Here is a 19,251-nt window from a genome sequence, read left to right as displayed (position 1 = left end):
TAAGGAGCTATGAATGAGCAGCGGTTTCGACCCACCGCCTTGACGCACTCGCATCATGGGTGTCAACGCGATGGTCAGCATACTACTGGCAAGGGACTGCACTCATGCTTTGGGCTCCTCCAGCAAGCAATATTTTGCTTGAATCGCCTTGCTACGCTCCTGTAAAGCGACATCTGGTGACTCACATAATTGGTTGAGTAAGAGGGCAAGCTGCTTCAGCGCTAGAGGCGAAGGCATCGCATGTCCATTCTCCCAACGATTGATGGTGGGAAAGGTGACTCCGAGGTGAGCAGCAAACTGCTTCTGGGTCAGTCTCAAGGCTTGCCGCAGGTCTTGAACCAGGTAGCCAACCGCTGGCTGTTTGATGCCTAGAGCTTTTGGCTGGAGGAGCATAAGTAGCCTGGAGTATAAAGTCCTTTATCTCTGTCACTTTGGATGGGCTTTAGCGCCGCTGCAATCTGTCTGGAGATAGAACTTAATTTTTGGAATTTTGTCGAGCACGAGTCTTAGCCTAAGGGTCGGCTTTCCATCTCTACTCGACAACAAAGGTGCTTCACGTACGTTACTGAGGTTGAGCTGACATAGAGGCAAAAAGGTGCTAGATGACCTAGAACCTTTACCTGGACTGAGTTTGAAGAAAGCAATGATCTGTTGTCTTCAAAGCAGCACTATTGCTTGTACAGCAGCAGGGCAGCGGCAGCAGGAGGGTTCTAGAGGTGCCTCGCAACGAAAGAATCGACCTTTGAGCCCTGTGTCAGTGGGAGCATTTAGTCCAAAAGCTGTCCAGTGGTCAAATGAAGGGCAGGTGAAATTTTTACTTGCACCTTTTTGCCCGTATGTCGGCTTAATCCCTCGATCACTCAAGGGATGCCTGTCTTCGGTTTTCCAATCGGGGCGCTCGCTGGGATCAGGATGCTCGGCATAGATGAAATCAAACCGTTGTGGAAAGAGCTGCAAAAACGCGTCTGGTCTTTGGGTTACCTGGAATTGAGGGGCAGGAAGGTTCATCGGCTACCCTCCTTGCCCACGGCAACATTCTGAGTCATTTCCTCCCTGAGTAGGATGAAGTGCAGGAGTCAGGAGCAAAGCCTTAAACTACAAATGTATAAGTTCAGTTCCCACAGAATCAATCGCTCCATGCTCACCCCCAAACCATACATCCGTTACTCCCAAACTGTAGAAGTCAAGCAACCCGACGAGGAGCGGCTGATTCGCGAAATTGTTGATTCCGTTGCCCGGCAGGGGCAAAAGGTGTTTGACAAGCATCGCCATGCCATGCGGGGGGCTCATGCCAAGAGTCATGGCGGACTGAAGGGGGAACTGAGGATCTACGACAACTTGCCTGCCCATCTCGCGCAGGGATTGTTTTGCCAACCCCGCACTTATCCGGTGATGATTCGCTTCTCAACCGTTCCCGGTGACATCATGCCGGATGGTCTCTCTTGCTTTCGCGGCATCGCTATCAAGGTCATTGACGTGGCAGGACCGAAGCTCCTGGAGACGGAACCTGATGCCGTGACTCAGGATTTTTTGATGATCAACAGTCCGATTTTTCCATCGGGCACTATGGCTCGCTTTCTCCCAGAACAGTTGCTCCAGGAAAAGGTTGTGGTCCGTGCCCCAGAGGAGGCACAACAGCTATTTGGAACGGTTGCTCGCATGACCAATGCGATGACTCAGAAAGTAGGGATCAACCTCTATCCGAGCGCGTTAGGTCTCACCCAGCCCGAAACTCACATTTTGGGGGAAACTTACTATACCTCTGCTGCCCTGCGCTACGGAGATTACATTGCTAAATTGAGTGTCACTCCCGTCTCTGCCAGCCTTCAACCGCTCATTAGCAAACGCATTGATACACAGAACGCTTCTGTACTGCGAGATCTAATCGTTGAGTTCTTCCGGCAACAGTCTGCCGAGTATGAACTACGTGTCCAGCTTTGCACCAATCTGGAGACGATGCCGATCGAGGATGCGTCGATTAAGTGGTCAGAAGGGGAAAGTCCTTACCAGGCGATCGCCAAACTCACAATTGGGATGCAGGAGGCATACAGTCCTGCCCGGCAGGTGTACGTAGATGACGTTTTGTCGTTCAACGCCTGGCATTGTATTGCAGAGCATCAGCCGCTGGGATCGATTCAGCGTTTACGCAAGGAAGTCTATGAGGCGTCCAGTCGTTACCGTCATCAGATGAACCAGCAGCCCAAGAGGGAACCGCGAAGCATCGAGGAAATGCCGGACTAGGAGCTGTTCTGAACCGGAGTTCGTGCTGCCCTCAATGGGCGCGATCACGATCGGCAAAACAGAGTCAGTAGAGGCATCAGACATCGTCGATCGCCAAAGTTGGGTGGATTTCAGATAGAGATAATTGCACTTATCTCTATCAGAATATTGTCAGAATATTTTCGCGACTCCCTACAAATACAACCGTTTCAGGCATAATAGGGGTGCTTTCTGGAGCAGGGTCACATGAGGCGATCGCTTAATGAAAAGTGCTGGGCGTGCAGTTTGTTGACGACTGCTGAGATCCACAAACTCCATGACGAAACGCTTGAGTGATGGCTGTTGGCAGGAGGCTTCAACTTCAACATAAGGATGTATTTGGATTTGAGGATAACTGGTAAAGTACGTTTTATAAGTGGGTTTAGTACTTGAAGAAGCAGATGAGCTATATGAAGCAGAAAGTTACACAATGGGTTATTCCAGCTCTGTTGCTGCTCTTGCCTCAATCCGCTTTCGCCCAAAGTCAATTTATAACAACCCCCAGTAGCCTTAATGTTGCAGGAACTCGCGAAGCTGTCGAAAGCCGCACCTTATTACTTCAAGCTCCTCAACCCATTAACGGAGTAGCAATTGCACCCTCAGACCTTAGCCGAACAGACGGAGTAGGAGTTCTACCTGCATCGCTGATTGAAGTCAAGCTTCCTCAAGGTAACAAGATATTAGGCAACCAACCTCTTCCAGTTTCCATCCGATTTCCTTTAAATCGACTAAACCGGAGTGGCGAATTTAGTGGTGCATTGCTTCTAACCTACAACGGTGGACAACAGATTATCCCTGTGACTTTGAGGGTCAAAGATGCTCCTTGGCTACCGCTATTTTTACTTCTCATTGGAATTGGATTGGGAACAGGGCTTTCCCTCTACAGAACCGAGGGAAAGATTTACGATGAGTCAGTGGTGCAAGTGGGGCGATTGCGGACTCAAATGCGAGCCGATACTTAACTTGCAAAACCTTTTGTTGAGAAGATTGAAGGCTTTCTAGTGGATGTCGAAAGCGCATTGGCAAACAAGCAATTTGACCTAGCCCAGCAAGCTATTACGAATGCTCAAGCTGTATGGAACAGATGGCGTAAAGGGCGCAATGATTGGGTTATTCAACTTGAGTATCAGCAGAGCTTGCTCAACAAGTCGTCAACTGTTGATCCGGAGATGCCTTATATGCAAATTGTTCGTGCTCAGTTAGAGGATGTTGGTCGCGCAGCAGTTGATCAAGACAGCCCTGTTACATTACGGAATATTTTGCAAGAGATACAGCAAAAACTCAATCACTACCTTCAAGGCAAATCTCAGCTTGACGAGTTGAATCAGATGAGAAGAAATCTCGTGCCAGATCATGATCGGGTATGGGGGCAGGCTGTTTTACAACTGGAGCAGCAGTTGAGCCAGCTTTCACCTGATGCTGTAGAAGCTGTTAAGGAGTGGCAAGCTAGTGTTAGCTCGGCACGGCAGAGACTTTTTGAAGAATTGCAACAGGGTGAGGCAGCTCCTGCTTCTAGAGATAGCGTCAGCATTAACACACAGTATCTCAAACCTGTCCCGGCAGTTCAACCGTTTTCCTCTGAAAATGAGGTTAGAACTTCCCGGCGGCGTCTGCGGGGAGCTAATACTTTAAGCTATGGCATTATTGTTGGACTATTAGCAATCGCTGGATTCAATCAACTTTACCTCAGCAACCCAGTTTTTGGCGCTAGCATTGGAGACTACTTTTTGCTGTTGGCTTGGGGGTTTGGAGCAGAAGCGACTAGCGAATCGATCGCTAAAGTAATGCAGCGTTGGGGCTTACCTGGCAACCAGTAGACCACGTTAAAACAACGCAAAAGCTTTTAAGATCCTTAAAACTACTGTTAGGTAGATATGGGATCATGACGTCACTGGATCAGGGGAAGTAGAATGACAGGCAAGAGGGGTAGCATAGCTATTCCTCTCAGCGCGTATAACTATGCAAAGCAAAAAGCTGATCTTGATCCCTACGATAAAATGACTTCCGCTACTCCTGTAAATGAGATTCAAAAGCGTTGGGCGCTTCTGGTTGGGATTGATCGCTACGTCGATCCAGGGTTCTCTCGGCTCAATTTCTGCGTCAAGGATGTGGTAGCACTGAACGCTATTTTGGAGCGATTAGGTTATACGATTGCTTGCCTGCACGATGAACTAGATGTGCGGAATGCAAGATTTCCGACTTTCTCCAACGCAGAAGCCGAATTGACCCGATTGTGTCAAACAGTAGGACCACATGATCTGTTGTGCCTGCGATTGCGGCGACAACTCCTGTTACTGGGAATCCCAGGACTATAGATCAGTCTTCGCCTTCTCCAATGCCCAGCCCAAACGAGATAAAAAAGCAGGCATTGCAGCGTCAGTATCAGAACCTTCAGAAGCAGTATGAGGTAGTTAACACTGAAATTGGCTATACCAGTGGTGCTGCACGTCTCCGGTCAGAGCTAGAGGCAGAAAGTTTGCTTGAACAAATGACAAAAATTGATGATCAGCTAAAACAGCTATAAAGCAAGTGATGTATGGTACAGGCAACGGTTTCTCAAAGACTATCGCCCGCTGATATCCAAAGAGAGGCATTGAATAAGCGATATGGTGAATTGGCAATTGAGTATGCAACTGTAAATCAGCAGGTGAGTTACTCAAGTGGAAGCGAAAAGATGCGTAGAGAGCTAGAGGCAGAAAGCATTCTACAGCAGATGATAGAAGTACATGCCAAGCTAAAAGTTTCAGACGTAGCAAGCCTTGATCGAAACCGTCAATATCTGAATTTAGAAGAAGAATTACAAAAGATTGACTTTATTGAAGCCAAAGAAGTTGTTGAAGGGATTGTTTCCAAGTTCGATCGCAATGGTGGAAATGCCTCCTTTCTCCTGCAGCGCAATCTTCAAATGGCAGGAAGGTTGTGTTTGTTGGAGCTAAAGGATCAGCTACAAAGCAATACAAGAGACCTTAAGTCTTTTCCTATTGAATTTTCAGCAGATACTGAACTGAATCACATTGGACTGCTTAATCGTCTTGCTAGTCACTTGGGTATTGAGCCGATTTCGGAGCCAATGGAGTACTCTTCATCGATTCAGCAGGCAATCGTGCGATCGCTACAGAGTGGCAGCGTTGTGCTCATTGAAATTCACAAGTGGGATGCTCTGCCCCTAGCCATTCAACGTGAAGTTTTGTGCTGGTTTCTAGAACAGTTTTGGCAACCTCTGATAGCACAGCTTCCAACAATTGCTACTACCTATAGCAGGGTGAGATTTATTACTATCCTTGTGGTTGAGGATGAGATTGCTTTGGACTGCCAGGAGTATTGCTGTATGCATGATGAGTATGATGGGCAGAAAATTATTGACCTACCTCTGCAAGATTGGACAGAGAACGACATTTTAAATTGGTTAGATTACCTAGGGTTGCCCAAGCAACAGAGTGAAGGGATTGCCAAACGAATTCATAGAGCTAGTCGCGGAATTCCAGAGCTAGTCTGTTCTGCTTTAAGGCGTGAGTTTGGACAACCCTATTAAGGTCACATCTGAAATCACTATGACAACAGCCTATCGATTTGAGGGTAAACCCGCCCGCCGCCCATTCCATGCTCACCCAGATTCACCTACGCAGCCAGAACCCTATCTGGTCAATCCAGAACTGGTAAAAGCGGTGAATTTGGCAATTTATCTGAAGCGTCCGCTGCTCCTAGAAGGCGAAGCTGGATGTGGCAAGACGCGGCTAGCTCCAGCGGTTGCTTATGAATTAGGGCTACCCTTTTACCGCTGGGATATTCGATCGACCAGCAAAGCTCAAGATGAACTTTATGAATATGATGCAATTCTGCGATTGCACGATGTTCAGGCACAAAAGCTGGAAGCTGCCTCAACCCGTGATCCGCGTAAGTCAGAAGAGTACCGTACCTTTGGTGCACTTGGAAACGCTTTCACCTTAAAAGACTGCCCTGCTGTTGTATTAATTGACGAAATTGATAAAGCTGATATTGATTTTCCTAACGATCTATTAGCCGTTCTAGACGAACCGTGGCAATTCACTATTCGCGAAACGGGTGAAACCATCAAAGCGGCCCATCAACCGATCGTCATAATCAGTAGCAATAAAGAAAAAGGCAATTTGCCTGCCCCCTTTCTGCGGCGCTGTCTCTACTACTTTATGGAGTTTCCAGATGACCCACAACAGCTTCAAACCATCGTAGCAGCGCATTACGAAGCACAGGAAACTTTACCAAAAGATTTGATCGATGCGGCGATCGATCGATTTTTGCTAGTACGGCGAGAAGGTGAGTTGTTTAAGAAGCCTGGAACTAGCGAATTTTTAGATTGGCTGAAGGCACTGATGAATTTCGAGGCACAACCCTATCCTGCTGATGCTTTAGCACCTGATCAGCCAATTCCTCATCGGGAACTGTTATTCAAGCTTCGGGCAGACTGGCAAAAATATGCAACAGCTTAATGAAAGAGGTGATTGCCACAGAGTTAAATTCGAGGATTAAGGAAATAGCAGATGTTGTTGGGCTGGCGCAATGAAAGAGAACTCTCCTATCTCAATACAGAAAATCAGCCAAGCAGATTGGGAGAAGACACCCGAGAGCGTTAAGCGGGTGGTGAAAAGCTTGATCGGGCGGATCGAGCAATTGGAGCGAAAAAATATCGAATTAAACGCCGAGAATCAACGAAGCGAATTTGATGCTTCTGGGCTTATGACCGATTTGTTTCTACGTCTGCGTCGGCAAGGATTTAGTTTGGGTGTTGGTGAGTATCTTGCTGCACTGCGGGCAATAGATGGTGGATTTGCTGATAGCACAGATGCACTGGAGCAAACGTTACGAATTCTTTGGTGTCGTTCACTAACGGAGCAGAGCGAGTTTGAACCGATTTGGCAGGCGGTTGCCTCAGCCACAACTCAAGAGCTTGCCCCACCGCCACCCCCTCCTCTGCCAAAGACACCTGAGCCAATCAATCAACCTGATCCACTGCCTCCAGCAGCCCTAGTGCCATTACCTGCTGAAGAGCGGTCTAGCCCAGATTTAGTCCCCTTACCTGTGCGGGCACCGTTTACGCCAATCGACAGCAAAGATAGTACGGAGCTTCAAACTTACTATCCGCTATCACGACGATCAATGATTTATAACTGGCGATACCTACGCCGCCCGGTTGCAGATGGGATACCAGACGTGCTCGATATACAAGCAACTGTAGAACGAGCAGCGCGACAAGGCTTCTTCTTGGCTCCAATATACCGTAGGCGGGAGCGAAATGACGCTCGCCTAATATTATTTGTGGATCAAAATGGTTCGATGATGCCGCTGCATCGTTTTACTCGTGACTTAGTTGAAACTGCTCAGTTTGAAAGTTCGTTGCCACAAGCAATGGTGTTTTACTTTCACAATACACCTGCAGATTCGGTCTACCGCGATGTTTACCTCACTAAAAAAGTACCTCTGCCGCAAGTACTCGCGAATTGTGATAGCGATACCAGCGTTTTGATTGTGAGCAATGCAGGTGCAGCACGGGGCTATCGAAGATTAGAGCGGATTCAGGCAACAGTTGAGTTTTTATTCCACCTGAAGCAGTACACAACGCTAGTGGCATGGCTTAATCCGATGTCGATCGAACGTTGGATTGGTAGCTCGGCTGAAATCATTGCTACTCTCGTCAAGATGTATCCAATGGATAATGATGGGCTAAGTCAAGCGATCGATATCATCCGTGGTCAATCCCTCCATTCTCACACAGCCTCACTGCTATGATTGACTCGCTTTCTGATGACTCTAAACAATCGGCTCAACAGCGCATCACTTGCTTCGTGGAGCGGTTTGATGATTCTTACCGCAAGTTGGCTTACTATGCTGCTCTGCCACTGGTGCTGACACCAGAGTTGTTGAATTACCTACGAAATCAGTTTTTGCGAGGGGAAGTGCCATGGATTGCTGAGATCGATCTGTTGTTATCAGATTTATGCAGCCCAACGGGTTATGAGCAGTATGTAATGGGTACGGCAGTACGAGCCGTCCTGCTAGAGGAAATGGAGCAGGTATTGGGACGAGAGCGCATGGAAGCCGTAGCAAGGCTCTTGATTGACTACGTGCGTAAGTTGGCTCGCACAAAAACACATCTTGGAGACCGTAGCCTGAAGGCGCAACAGTGGGCGGCAATGGTGTATCTCGATGACCAGCGGCAAACAGCAGTTCAGCAAATTGCTCAATCTCTACAAGATGCGACCATGGCAGAAGATGCGATAAGTCAAGTCGGACTATCTGCGGCAAGCCAAGCCGAATTAGCACAACTTTCTCGACTTACACAAGAACTTGTGCCTCAACTAGAACATTACACAAATCTGTTAGAGTATGCCGACATGGTAACTCAGCTTTTAGGCGGTCGCGCATCTGCTAGTCCGGAAGTACTAGAGCGATCTTACTCGGTAGAAAGAATTGAGTTACCAGTGCCTCGGATGCCACGGGAAAGTAGAAAGGTGGAGATAGTAGACGCAGTAGCAGAAACTAGGATTCCAGAACATTTAAAGCCAATTCTCAAAAAGAGGGTTGGTTTATCTGATACAAGCCTTTCAACTCCACTTGATCGAGAGCTTTACTCGAGGTATCAAGGTTATGAGCGATGGGCAGTAATTGTAGGCATTTCAAAATACCGAGATTCAAGCTTGAATCTAAAATATGCTGATCGAGATGCAGAAGAATTTTATCAGCTACTACTCACCCCTAATGGAGGCAACTTTCAGCCCGATCATATCCGCAAGTTCATCAACGAGGAGGCAACTACGGCGAATATTACTAGAGCGCTGCGTAGTTTTCTGAAAAAGCCAGGTAGAGAAGATCTAGTTCTGATATATTTTGTTTGCCATAGTGCACCTGATATCGATCGTCGTGAAAATGTTTATCTATTAACCAATGATGTTGATCCCAGTGATATTTCTGGAACTGCTTTGCCCTTACATGAAATTGACCTGTTGTTGAAGGAGAGCTTACTAACAGAGCAGGTAATAATTCTGGCAGATATCTGTCATAGTGGAGCGATTGCTGAAACGGTTGGACGCAGAGCTGCCAATGATAATTCAGAACTCGTAAATCGCTATTTACAGGGGCTTAGCCAGAATAGAATTGGCGCTTTATTGACATCGACAGAAGCGAATGAAATATCCTTTGAAGATAAAAAGTGGGGAGGTGGGCATGGTGTATTTACCCATTATCTCTTGGAAGGACTACGGGGAGCAGCTGATCAAGATAACAACGGCATTGTAACAATTGGTGAGCTATTTGAGTATGTGCGTGAAAACGTCAAAAGAGCGACTGATGACAGACAGTGTCCTTCTGTTGGAATCAGTAGTTTTGATCGCGACCTCCCAATAGCGATTCGTGAATCTCCTATAAAAGTTCTCATTATTGACACCAACCCTCGCAAAGACCTGAACCATCATGACGGAATCCGAACACTGAGAAACGTGATTAAAAGATTTAACGACAGACGACAGCTTGAGATTGAAATTGCTTTAGTAGTGCGGGCAGGAGATTTGCAACATCTATTGTTGAAACATCAACCACAAGTTGTCCATTTTTGTGGGCATGGCAGCGATTGACAAGGGTTGGTGCTTGAGAGTTATGATGGCAGCAAACAGTGGGTAGGGGCAGAAAACCTTTCAAATTTATTCGAGCTGTTCTCTAGGAGCGTGAGCTGTGTTCTGCTGAGTGCTTGCTACTCGGAAGAACAAGCCAATGCGATCGTTACTCATATTGATTGTGTGATTGGCATGAATCAAGAGATTCAGGACCGTGCCGCGATCTCCTTCTCAGAGGGGTTTTATAGAGCACTGGGGCACAGGTCTTCTATAGAAAAAGCATTTGAATTTGGTTATGCTGCCATTCAATTAGAAATTTCTAAAAGTTCTAGATTGAGGTAAGAGTATACAATTTTAATTGCTTCTCCTACCGCAATTAAAAGAGATTCTTTCAAGAAACAATATGAACAGCTTCACGAAGAAGTTAGCGCAATCAACACAGAGTTGAGTTTTTCTAGTGATGCTGAAGCAGTCAGGTTGCAGAGAGAAGTTGAGGAAGCTTATGGGAAAATGGAGCGAATTTATAACCAATTCCGGCAGCTAGAAAAACAGATAGAAGCAGAGAGCCAACCTCAACCAACATTTATCTTCAATTCATCACAATCCGTTTCTCAACTCCTGTTTGATCTGCTACTGCAAATCGACTTTAAGCAACAATCGCAGCTTGCGAAAGAGACAATTGACTTGCACCGAATTTCTGAATTTTTAGTGCATGGTTCACCAGGCTATGGTGGACAACAGTTTTTAGTTACCCAACTCTGTCGGCTCAGTCGCAAGTTTAGGAAGGTTTCGCCTATTAAAATTGACGTGGCATACAATGGGGTCTGGCACGATTCGTGTAAAAGTGAGCCATTTCATCAAATTGAAGTCAATTCGATAACTTCTACTAATGCTCACTTTCTTCGTGGTTAGTTGCTGGACGCGCAGAAGTGCCACGCAAAAATGGGAGTTTCGCTCGACTCAAAGGGCTAAAACTCTGTAAAGAAGCCGCTTTTTACGTGTCATTTAGTCCAAAAGTGATCCAGCCGTCAGAAGCAGTGGTTTTGGTGTCATAAAAGAAACTCATCAATTGCTTTGCTTGAAACCACTATGCTGCAAGGGTTTCAAGCAAAGGGCTTGTTTTTACACGAATCGTTGACATAGGCCAAGTGACCCTCTCTTATGAGGGAGCAAGTATCAGCCTTTGCTGACTATCCCTGCTCCGTAGGAAAGAGTACGGGTCTCTTTTTCTCCTCCCTCTGCCTAGCTCATGTTCTCGCTACAGGCAGGGACAAGTCAGTGGGTGCGCCTGTTAACTTAAAAACATCAAAAGAGCTTTTCAGCACACTCAGCTATTTAACTGGAGTTGACATCATGAATATCTTGGCTTGGCTCGTTTTAGGTTTGATTGCAGGCGCGATTGCCAAAGCGCTTTTTCCTGGTCATCAGGGTGGCGGCATCTTGGGTACCATGATTCTAGGTATTGTCGGTGCTTTTATCGGTGGTAGCCTCTTCAGCTTTCTGACTACGGGTACCTTAGTGTTGACCTCAGCCGGACTGAGCCTGGGCGGCATCTTGGTCGCAGTGCTAGGCGCCATTGTTGCGCTGTTCATCTACTATGCTGTGACCCGTCGGAGCGCTTCCTACTAAGTAATTGCTCCCATAACTAGCCTTAAGTAACGCTGAAGCCCCTGCAAGTACAGGGGCTTTTGCATGGTGAGCAGTTTGGGGTTAGGAAGGCTGACTCTCACGGCGGTTGCGCGCATGAGGGTCAGCGGTTATTGAACATCTTGCTTGGACTCAGGAGTCCACTCCTCGAGCCTAGTGCGAGTCGAGGAGCACTTACGTCTTTCGCTAGTAGAGTCAAACAAGAAACAAGGCATGCCTTGCGGCAGAAAACTTTGCTGTGGGTTTTCCACCCCTTGAAGGAGCTCTATGCTGACCGCTATTGACACTTCATCACGCAACTCCACTGCTGCATTGCTTTAGCGCTAGCGCTGCTTAAGCTAGGTTGAGGTGAGTATGCACGTGCGCCTGAAATGCCTTCAGCCCGTCGTCCCCTTGCCAGTGTGCTTTGAAAGTTGGCAGGTCTGTCAGATACATGGCATTGCCACCTTCATAGCGCAGCACAGCAGGGTAGTCAAAGACCTTACCAGCTCTAAAGGCAGCGGCTGGGATAGACCAGTCACCAATGTCCCAAAGTGTTTCCACAATTCGGTAAAGATTGAAGTCACCACACCACGCATCGTTTTCTGACTTGTAATCTAGGACTCTAACTAAATGAGTGACGTAGCCACGTTGTCGCAGTAGCAGCAGGTCTTCTCTTGCTGGTCTGTTATTGCCTTCATTGTCTCGCCACGCCAACTTGAACAAGTGACCTTTGCCAAACGGTTGGTACGCCCAGGGTTCATTGTTCTGCGGCACAATGTTCTTCGTCCACTTCAGGTTTTGTAAATCCACACTGACGCTCCACTGTGCTTAAAAATAGGTTGTTGACTAAGCCAACTGATCAGTTTTTTTAGGGTCGCAGTCACTGCCTCAATCAAAGCCGATCAGAACCCGCACCGTCCAGTATCGCGGTGGCGACAGCACTATGAAGACCGAAACAACTATTAGCCTTAACGCCCTCCTCGCCCAAACAACTGCGTTCTCAGGCTTTGTACTGTTGCCTGCCACTGTGCTTGCTCTAAACGAAAGGTGCTGTTGTGTGGGTCTCTCTGACACTTTACGCCCGCTAAGTGTAAAGCTGCTTCTGCCTGTGCTAGGGCGGCTAATTGTTGCTGCTTGGTCGGTTGGGGCATAGTAAGTCACCTTCTGTCTGCTCCAAAGCTATGCAGTCTAACTGATTCATACGACAACTGTGCGGAGTGGTGTCCCCCCACACCCAGGTCGCAGTACGGTAAAGCCACGCTGCGCTACTGCTGTTTGGGCTAGAAAGCATGGGTGGGAGAAGCCTTGTCTGCTCAAGTGGGATGCAATAATACTGGCTGAGCGGAGAGGTTTTCCATTAATCGGTGGAAGGGTAGCAAACGTGGTGCACATTGTCGCAAACCAATGAAACAGAGGCTTTGGAAACCCTGAAAAAGCTGTGTGCAGGTCATTACAGTCTGTTGTGACGGTTCAGGAAGCGCCGCCAACTATGGGGGTGATCGCCAAAAGCATCTGACGTGCAAGAGCTTCGGCGGCTTTGTTGGCGCAGTCGTCGCTTGTATAAAGCACCTCAGAAACGACGGTAAAAGGTCAATGAAAACTTATGATCTAGCAACGTCTCAAGAGTGTGAGTCATGGCGAAGGAGTTATCCAACATCGGCGGTGATTATGATGTCCTGCTGCGAGCGCTAAAAGAGCGGATTCGCATAGCCCAGGTACGTGCAGTGCTGGCAGTGAACCGCGAACTGGTGCTGCTCTACTGGCAAATCGGACGAGAGATTTTAACCCGGCAGCAGCAGCAAGGTTGGGGCTCGAAAGTCATTGACAAACTGGCAAAGGACTTGCAAAAAGAATTCCTAGAGATGAAGGGCTTCTCGCCCCGGAACCTCAAGTACATGCGAGCCTTTGCCGAAACCTATCCAGAAGAACCAATTGTGCAAGGGATGCTTGCACAAATTACCTGGTATCACAACATTGCCTTGATGGAGAAGCTGAAGTTTCAGGCTGAACGCCTTTGGTATGCCCAGAAGACGGTGGAACATGGCTGGAGTCGCAACATCCTGGTCTATCAAATTGAAAGCCAACTCTATCAGCGCCTGGGGGGAGCGGTCACTAACTTTGATCGCGCCCTACCCCAACCGCAATCGGACTTAGCGCATCAACTGCTTAAAGATCCCTATTGTTTCGATTTTCTCAGCCTGGGCGAAACTGCCTAAGAGCGAGATTTGGAAAATGCGTTGGTCAACCACATCCGAGAGTTCTTGCTGGAGTTGGGAGTGGGGTTTGCCTTTGTGGGCAATCAGTATCGTTTGGAAGTCGGGGGTGAGGACTTTTATATCGACCTCTTGTTTTACCATCTGCGGCTGCGCTGCTACGTGGTGATCGACCTGAAGATGACTGAATTCAAACCAGAGTATTCTGGCAAGATGAACTTTTACGTGGCGGCAGTGGATGATTTGTTGCGCCATCCCGATGACCAGCCGACGATTGGCATCATCCTCTGTAAGTCGAAGAACAAAGCCGTGGCAGAGTATGCCCTGAGAGATGTGAATAAGCCGATCGGCGTTTCCACCCATCAATTGACAGGTGAGTTGCCCAAGCCGCTGGAGACGAGTTTGCCAACGATCGAGCAACTGGAGATGGAGTTAAATATGGTACTGCTGGTGGTCGAGCAGGCGGAAGAGGCGACGGAATGATAGGAAGACGGCTCGTGGTTCCGGTTGCTGCTGATGGCGATGACTCGTCTCCCTAAGCTTCACCTTGCGCTAATCTGGATAGGATTAATCGGCATCGGCAAGACGCAAGATGAGTGACTTTGAACGGCTAGACAATGCCTGGGAGCAAGCAGAGCAGTCGCGCCATGCGGCACTGTTGCGGCAATTGAAAGCAGAGGTGCGGGAGTTTCGGCGACAAGCACACGGCTCTAGTGTGCCATCGTCACCAGTGCCCAAAGAGCAACCGTCTCAACCAGATCCTGGTTTGGTCCAGCGAACACGCTCCTAACACCTCTGGCTGGCTTTGGCTTCGTCTACTCAGCCTCACTGCGATCGTCGCTACGCCATCACTCAAACTTGATCAGGCTTCTGCCCCACTTGCACCTTCGTGTCTGCGGCTCGGGTCAACGCCGATCCTGGTAAGCGTTTTATGGCTGGTGCGCTGCCAGGACAATGCGATCGCTCTTTTACTTATTAGTCATCATTCGGCTTGCATCTGGGAACTATAGGCTCAATCCATCCACAGCGTATTCCAAACGGCAGTTGAGCTTGTGTTTCTATTAATCATCACCCTAATCTCTTTTTTAGCAGGTATTTACATAGGCCGAATCTCGGCTCAGCGTGGTTTCACTGCGGCCAACGCCCTACAGCATCACCAGAAACAGGTATATGTAATTAGCCTACTAGCACTAGGCATAGGGACTCTGCTGAGCATTGTGTTAGTAGCAGGACGTAGCAGCCCTTGGGTGCCAAACTTCCTTTTGCTATATGTAGGAGCTTACATTTGGGATGCTATTTTGGCGGTTTGCTGCTTCTGTACGGGGCTGATTCTATCCCTAGAATTACCAGCTTGGAAAGACAAACAACGCCTACAACAATTAATTTTGTTTCTGCTAGTGAGCATGTCAGCCACCTGTTTTTTGGCGTATTACCAGTTACCAATTGGCAACTTGGTAGGAGCCGCTAAAGCATCAGATGAGGTTGTGCTGCAAACCACTCCTTACAGTTGCTCTGCTGCATCGATTGCCACAATTGCTCAACTGATGAAACCTGATTCACCCGTGACTGAATTAGATGTGGTGAAGCTAGCTGGAACTAGCCGTAGAGGTACTACTACGGTCGCTGAAATTTATGCCATGCAAGCTCTAGGATTATCTCCCCAATACAAGCGCAATTTAAGCCTTCAAGATTTGGTCAATCGTCAGCAACTCGCAATTTTGCATGTTATGGAGCCTGTGGGAGCAACCGACATTGCTCACGCGATCGCTCTGCTGGCAATTGATCCTGCAAAACAAACCTTGTTGGTAGGAAATCCTATCTACGGTAGGCAAGTAAAAACCTTTGCTGAGATGCAAGACTATTGGCTGAAAGAGGCTGTTTTTGTCTCTGCTCCACTCATTAGGGATCGCTAGCGCAATCCTTCAGATGATTTGGCAAGGCAGCTCCTCGATCCTAAACTGTCGGTGTACCTAACAAACTCCTAACAAAATTGGCAACTGAGCTGTGTCGTTATAACGTAATGGGAATGGATCACATATTTTCGTCACTGCAACGCTAAAGAAACGGCAAAAGACCTGGATTTCTGAGTCAATGAGCGCTTGTTTCTCTGGCTGCAAAAACAACATCGGCTGCCGCCGCGCAAGATCCTTGGTCTGTACAAGCAGCGAGAACACGGACCGCGGGATAACTGGGGCATTCGCAATAGAGAGACAACTTTGTACCTTTATCAAATGAGCGATCTACCAATAACGAAGTATTGGTCACGCAACCCGCCGAACCCTTATCTAGCGGACGAATGGGGTCAGTCCTGAAGGCGATACGCTTCCTCCCACCAACCTTGCACCCGACCTTGAGCTGGCTGCAACTTGGCAGCACTGGGAAGACGATCGCGCTTCTGGCGTTGATTCACCGTCCGGTCAGACAGCAGCAAGTTCCACAGATCACCACATGCCTAAGCGGATCAGGGAAAGCAATGGTCAATATCGAAAGAGCGCTCGGTCAAACGTTTGCCACTTCAGACATAGAACAGGTCTTGTGACCCTAACAAAGCGAGGGCACGTTGCCTTGCCGTCGTGACATCGCGGCTGGGGTCGGACCAGGTCAGCGCTAAGGCAATGTCTGCTTCATGCAGCGATCATCCTTGTCCATTGGCATAGCTTTTCATCAATCGTATCCATTCAGCCAGTAACGCGGGTTCAATCCAGACCTCAAAGCGCAGTAAGGCTAACCAAACATGCTGAGGGACCAGCAATTGCCCAAAGCTAGCAAGATAGGCTGAATCGATCACAAGCTCAGTCGGCATGAGCAGACGGGCAGGGCGCGTGGTTTTGAGTAACTGACTACTACTAGGGTCGGTCATGTAACGGATAGGCATTGTTGTGATCGTCTTCACAGCTTCTTTCAATGACTGGTGTAAGGCTTGGGCGGTTGCCGCTGCAAAGCGCGACCCAATCCGTAAGTCTAGGTGAGAAACAGCATTGAGCGCCCGAAAGCCTGCTCCCGCAAACCCTAACCCCTTCATCCCTCGATTCGTAGGGCTTTGCGGTAGGTCTGCTTGAAGGAGAGGCTTAAACAAACGCAACCAGTAAAGGGCAACCAACCCCAGTGGGACGCTGACATGCTCATCCTCCTGGTACTGCGCCGTGCCAGCCGTGCTGTCTGCGATCCGGCAAAGCACTCGCAGCAGCGCCAACTTATAGGTAGATGACTTGAAGTCATGCAAAATGACGTGTCGCAGCAGGGGCAAAGCACCCGTACCATCATCGGGTAACGTGAGCGCCATCTGCGTCCACGAAACTTCGGCTCGACCGAGCTGATCGCGATCTACCACTTTGCGCACAACGATGGCACCATGATCACGTGCCAAGCGTTCGATTGCTTCCCATGACACCGGATAAAGCTCACGGTCGTCATCTGCACCTCCATGCCGTAGTGTGATCGCCAGCAGTCCACCTGGTTTCAGCAGGGTGATCACTTTACGGAACGCTCGTGTGCGTTCTGCGGGTGGCAGATGCATCCAGACGGCACTGACAAGGATGAAGTCGAACGCCATGCCCAAGCAGTGTACGCTCTGTAGCGCTGGGAGGCGATCGTCCAACCAGCGAATGTTGGCATCGAGATGAAGTTGCTGCCCCGCTTCCCGCATCGCTGCCGCTGGTTCCACCGCTATGACCGTATGTCCTTGCGCTGCTAACCACGCAGCATCCCGACCGCTACCAGCCCCAATGTCTAACACAAGACTAGGGCGTTCTGGAAGTAGCCCCAGTAGCCAACCATGAATGTCTTCTGCTCTCAGACTTTCATAAGCAGAGATGACGGTCGCCACATTTTGCTCATACCATTGGACTGCTTTCACCTCTGGATCACCTCAATCGACTGGCTGAAGCTCTTGCATCACCCTAGCAGGTCCAGTGGGTGAGCCAAGACTCGCAAGCCGTGTTTAAGGGTAGCAGCGTGTTCTTGCCATAGAAAAGCCCCTGGGCATCTGTCCGTGTTTCGACTCCAGGGGCTTTTCAGTTCTAGTCCACTCCTCACATCTATGGGGATAGCGCTTTTCCCTTTGCCTGTCTACTGCGCCAAAGTGTTGTTATACCGGAGGAAGCATTCACATCGATCTGCCTTAAGCTGGCAGGACAGGCATGGCAACCAACAGCAAAATTGAGTGGACCACCCATACCTTCAACCCCTGGATTGGCTGCACTGAGGTTTCACCGGGCTGCGCTCACTGTTATGCCAGAGACATGATGGAGCGTCGGTATCATCGCGTACAGTGGGGTGCGGGTCAGCCCCGTAGTCGCACAACAGCAGACTATTGGAAACAGCCAGCACGTTGGCAGCGGCAAGCCCAGGCGAACGGTCAACGCGAGCGTGTGTTTTGTGCGTCGTTAGCAGACTGGCTCGACGACGAAGTGCCCATCGACTGGTTGGCAGACCTGCTCAAGCTCATTGAGACAACGCCACACCTCGATTGGCTGCTACTGACAAAGCGCCTTGAGCACTGGAGCGATCGCTTGCAGGCTGTCAGCCGCTTGACTCACGACGATGCCACCATTGCGAGTACCTGGTTAGAGGGCAACGCTCCAGTGAATGTGTGGCTCGGTACAACGGTAGAAAATCAAGCGCAAGCGGAGAGACGCGTCCCCCGCCTTTTGGCATTGCCTGCGACACTATGCTTCCTGTCTTGTGAGCCGCTGCTAGAAGCAATCAACCTCCTGCCATACCTCTCCACTGTTGCTGATGCGAACGGTACGTGTGCTTTGGAATCCAACCGTTTGCATTGGATCATCTGTGGTGGTGAATCGGGTAAGGAGGCTCGCAGCTTCGATTTGCAATGGGCGCGGTCTCTAAGGGAACAGTGTCAAACTGCTGGTGTAGCGTTCTTTTTCAAGCAGACGGGTGCTCACGCGATCGACTCCAGCCAATCACACCCAGTGCGGCGATCACTGCAAGATCCCAAAGGTGGCAATATCACCACACTGCCAGAGGATCTCCAAGTACGTGAAATCCCAACGCTGCTTCAACCTGCGCCCGTAGAGCGCAGCAAAAAGCAAAAGTGTGTGCCCTTACCGATCAAGGAAGTGCTTTAGATGGTGGTTTACAACTTTAAACAGCAGTTTGTGCCGTTAATTGAGATGGGTGCGAAACAGCAAACGATCCGGTCGCCACGTAAGCGGCATACCCAGCCTGGCGAAGCCATGCAGCTCTATACCGGGATGCGAACCAAGGCTTGCCGGAAGCTAATCACCCCCGATCCTCTCTGTCTCAGTGTGGAGCCGTTACTGATGCATGACGCATGGGGCATCAAGCTCAACGATCATTGGCTGACCAGAGACGCACTGACGCGGCTTGCCCTCGCAGATGGCTTTGCTGCTTGGGACGAGTGTTTGCGCTTTTTCAGCACTGTGCATGGGTTACCTTTTGAAGGGGTGTTGATCAAGTGGGCGACGAATAGGTAACCTGAGTTCGGGATAAGAACTGGGACAAGAAAGGGGCAAACCCGATAGGCTGAAAATGCAAAATCTCATGCCTGGTTTGCCCTCATGCTTAGTCTAGAAGCACTTTTTTGC

At 49.0% G+C, this 19,251-nt stretch carries 22 protein-coding genes and 1 pseudogene; 17 read left to right on the top strand and 6 right to left on the bottom strand.

Annotated elements, in window-relative coordinates; translation table 11 throughout:
• Positions 1-102 precede the first annotated feature (102 nt).
• Positions 103-393, bottom strand: a complete 291-nt coding sequence (locus tag H6F76_RS02035; RefSeq protein ID WP_190447547.1) for a helix-turn-helix transcriptional regulator — start codon at positions 391-393, stop codon at positions 103-105.
• 264 nt (positions 394-657) lie between these two features.
• On the bottom strand, positions 658-1,008 hold the full coding sequence (locus tag H6F76_RS02030) for a hypothetical protein (protein ID WP_190505475.1): 351 nt from the start codon (positions 1,006-1,008) through the stop codon (positions 658-660).
• A gap of 129 nt (positions 1,009-1,137) precedes the next feature.
• Here H6F76_RS02030 and H6F76_RS02025 point away from each other — a divergent pair, with 129 nt between their 5' ends.
• The 12 genes from H6F76_RS02025 (at position 1,138) to H6F76_RS01970 (ending at position 11,471) form a co-directional block, all read left to right on the top strand.
• The gene (locus H6F76_RS02025; RefSeq protein ID WP_190505474.1) at positions 1,138-2,241 is read left to right on the top strand and encodes a catalase family protein; all 1,104 of its coding nucleotides are present in this window, start codon (positions 1,138-1,140) and stop codon (positions 2,239-2,241) included.
• 428 nt (positions 2,242-2,669) lie between these two features.
• Positions 2,670-3,221 (top strand): hypothetical protein, encoded by a 552-nt coding sequence (locus H6F76_RS02020; RefSeq protein ID WP_190505472.1) that lies wholly within the window; start codon positions 2,670-2,672, stop codon positions 3,219-3,221.
• Between the two features lie 39 nt (positions 3,222-3,260).
• Positions 3,261-4,076 (top strand): hypothetical protein, encoded by an 816-nt coding sequence (locus H6F76_RS02015; RefSeq protein WP_190505470.1) that lies wholly within the window; start codon positions 3,261-3,263, stop codon positions 4,074-4,076.
• A gap of 180 nt (positions 4,077-4,256) precedes the next feature.
• Positions 4,257-4,574 (top strand): caspase family protein, encoded by a 318-nt coding sequence (locus H6F76_RS02010; RefSeq protein WP_190505468.1) that lies wholly within the window; start codon positions 4,257-4,259, stop codon positions 4,572-4,574.
• 20 nt (positions 4,575-4,594) lie between these two features.
• Positions 4,595-4,783 (top strand): hypothetical protein, encoded by a 189-nt coding sequence (locus tag H6F76_RS02005; protein WP_190505466.1) that lies wholly within the window; start codon positions 4,595-4,597, stop codon positions 4,781-4,783.
• A 12-nt stretch (positions 4,784-4,795) separates the two neighbouring features.
• Positions 4,796-5,791 (top strand): hypothetical protein, encoded by a 996-nt coding sequence (locus tag H6F76_RS02000; RefSeq protein WP_190505464.1) that lies wholly within the window; start codon positions 4,796-4,798, stop codon positions 5,789-5,791.
• Between the two features lie 19 nt (positions 5,792-5,810).
• Positions 5,811-6,725 (top strand): MoxR family ATPase, encoded by a 915-nt coding sequence (locus H6F76_RS01995; protein ID WP_190505462.1) that lies wholly within the window; start codon positions 5,811-5,813, stop codon positions 6,723-6,725.
• Positions 6,726-6,972: 247 nt separating this feature from the next.
• A complete protein-coding gene (locus H6F76_RS01990; protein WP_190505485.1) occupies positions 6,973-8,022 on the top strand; it encodes a VWA containing CoxE family protein in 1,050 nt (349 codons plus the stop codon).
• Complete coding sequence (locus H6F76_RS01985; RefSeq protein WP_190505460.1) at positions 8,019-9,863, top strand: caspase family protein; 1,845 nt, start codon at positions 8,019-8,021, stop codon at positions 9,861-9,863. Before H6F76_RS01990 ends, H6F76_RS01985 begins: the two co-directional genes overlap by 4 nt.
• 9 nt (positions 9,864-9,872) lie before the next feature.
• Positions 9,873-10,184: a hypothetical protein gene (locus H6F76_RS01980; RefSeq protein WP_190505458.1), complete on the top strand. Its 312-nt coding sequence runs from the start codon at positions 9,873-9,875 to the stop codon at positions 10,182-10,184.
• Between the two features lie 9 nt (positions 10,185-10,193).
• Entirely contained in the window at positions 10,194-10,754 is a 561-nt protein-coding gene (locus tag H6F76_RS01975) for a hypothetical protein (protein ID WP_347275967.1), read from the top strand.
• 441 nt (positions 10,755-11,195) lie between these two features.
• Positions 11,196-11,471: a GlsB/YeaQ/YmgE family stress response membrane protein gene (locus H6F76_RS01970; RefSeq protein ID WP_190505455.1), complete on the top strand. Its 276-nt coding sequence runs from the start codon at positions 11,196-11,198 to the stop codon at positions 11,469-11,471.
• A 351-nt stretch (positions 11,472-11,822) separates the two neighbouring features.
• Here the strand turns inward: H6F76_RS01970 and H6F76_RS01965 are convergent, their stop codons facing one another.
• Positions 11,823-12,281 (bottom strand): hypothetical protein, encoded by a 459-nt coding sequence (locus H6F76_RS01965; RefSeq protein ID WP_190505454.1) that lies wholly within the window; start codon positions 12,279-12,281, stop codon positions 11,823-11,825.
• Between the two features lie 158 nt (positions 12,282-12,439).
• On the bottom strand, positions 12,440-12,622 hold the full coding sequence (locus tag H6F76_RS01960) for a hypothetical protein (RefSeq protein ID WP_190448544.1): 183 nt from the start codon (positions 12,620-12,622) through the stop codon (positions 12,440-12,442).
• 483 nt (positions 12,623-13,105) lie between these two features.
• Here H6F76_RS01960 and H6F76_RS01955 point away from each other — a divergent pair.
• The 3 genes and pseudogenes from H6F76_RS01955 to H6F76_RS01945 all read left to right on the top strand — a co-directional run bounded on the left by H6F76_RS01955 (position 13,106) and on the right by H6F76_RS01945 (position 15,597).
• Positions 13,106-14,167 (top strand): annotated as a pseudogene (locus tag H6F76_RS01955) (PDDEXK nuclease domain-containing protein).
• A gap of 109 nt (positions 14,168-14,276) precedes the next feature.
• On the top strand, positions 14,277-14,474 hold the full coding sequence (locus H6F76_RS01950) for a hypothetical protein (RefSeq protein ID WP_190505453.1): 198 nt from the start codon (positions 14,277-14,279) through the stop codon (positions 14,472-14,474).
• 613 nt (positions 14,475-15,087) lie between these two features.
• Complete coding sequence (locus H6F76_RS01945) at positions 15,088-15,597, top strand: hypothetical protein (RefSeq protein ID WP_206754314.1); 510 nt, start codon at positions 15,088-15,090, stop codon at positions 15,595-15,597.
• Positions 15,598-15,986: 389 nt separating this feature from the next.
• Here the strand turns inward: H6F76_RS01945 and H6F76_RS30825 are convergent, their stop codons facing one another.
• Positions 15,987-16,115, bottom strand: a complete 129-nt coding sequence (locus tag H6F76_RS30825; protein WP_277881171.1) for a hypothetical protein — start codon at positions 16,113-16,115, stop codon at positions 15,987-15,989.
• A gap of 204 nt (positions 16,116-16,319) precedes the next feature.
• A complete protein-coding gene (locus H6F76_RS01940; RefSeq protein WP_190505451.1) occupies positions 16,320-17,540 on the bottom strand; it encodes a class I SAM-dependent methyltransferase in 1,221 nt (406 codons plus the stop codon).
• Between the two features lie 283 nt (positions 17,541-17,823).
• Between H6F76_RS01940 and H6F76_RS01935 the strand changes: the two genes are divergently transcribed.
• Together H6F76_RS01935 and H6F76_RS01930 are read left to right on the top strand one after the other, a co-directional pair.
• On the top strand, positions 17,824-18,771 hold the full coding sequence (locus tag H6F76_RS01935; RefSeq protein WP_190505450.1) for a phage Gp37/Gp68 family protein: 948 nt from the start codon (positions 17,824-17,826) through the stop codon (positions 18,769-18,771).
• Complete coding sequence (locus H6F76_RS01930) at positions 18,772-19,140, top strand: hypothetical protein (protein WP_190505449.1); 369 nt, start codon at positions 18,772-18,774, stop codon at positions 19,138-19,140. It abuts the gene before it with no gap.
• Positions 19,141-19,251: the final 111 nt, after the last annotated feature.

The sequence above is a fragment of the Leptolyngbya sp. FACHB-321 genome, assembly GCF_014695975.1.
GTDB lineage: Bacteria > Cyanobacteriota > Cyanobacteriia > Leptolyngbyales > Leptolyngbyaceae > Stenomitos.
This window is presented reverse-complemented; position numbering and strand designations above follow the sequence as displayed.